Raw genomic sequence first — 411 nt, 5'->3', positions numbered from 1 at the left:
GTCATCAATGATGCCCATCGCACAGTCAGAGCCTGAGCCGGGCGTTGCGGCGATTGCTGCGCACTCAAGGATTTTCCCACAATGCAGCGCCAGACCTTCATCAAAGCCTTGCGTGATCGGGAGCGCAGCAAAGCAGGCCGGGTCGTAAGCGCGCCCGCCCAGCACCACTTGCGCGCCTTCTTTCAGCGCCCGCTGGAAGGGTTCGATGCCCATTTGCGCAACGATATACGTACCTTCGTCAATCGCGTCGTGGGTTAACGGCGGGACAAAATCCAGCGCCGTGATTTTGCCGTTATCCAGCGCCTGGTGGACGATGGCTTTGTCAACGTCTGCCGGGATCAGCGCCATCGAGAACGCGAGGTGCTCTTCCCGGGCAATCTCATGAATTATTTCTCGGCACCACTCCAGGTG

General features: G+C 59.1%; 1 protein-coding gene. It reads right to left on the bottom strand.

Features of this window, described 5'->3' with window-relative positions; genetic code table 11:
* Window positions 1-411: acyclic terpene utilization AtuA family protein (locus C4B30_RS35040; RefSeq protein ID WP_158683600.1), on the bottom strand; the 411-nt coding region annotated here is incomplete at both ends.

Origin of the sequence: Burkholderia sp. BE12 (genome assembly GCF_002959955.1) — a bacterium.
In the GTDB taxonomy this organism is placed as follows: domain Bacteria; phylum Pseudomonadota; class Gammaproteobacteria; order Burkholderiales; family Burkholderiaceae; genus Burkholderia.
This window is presented reverse-complemented; position numbering and strand designations above follow the sequence as displayed.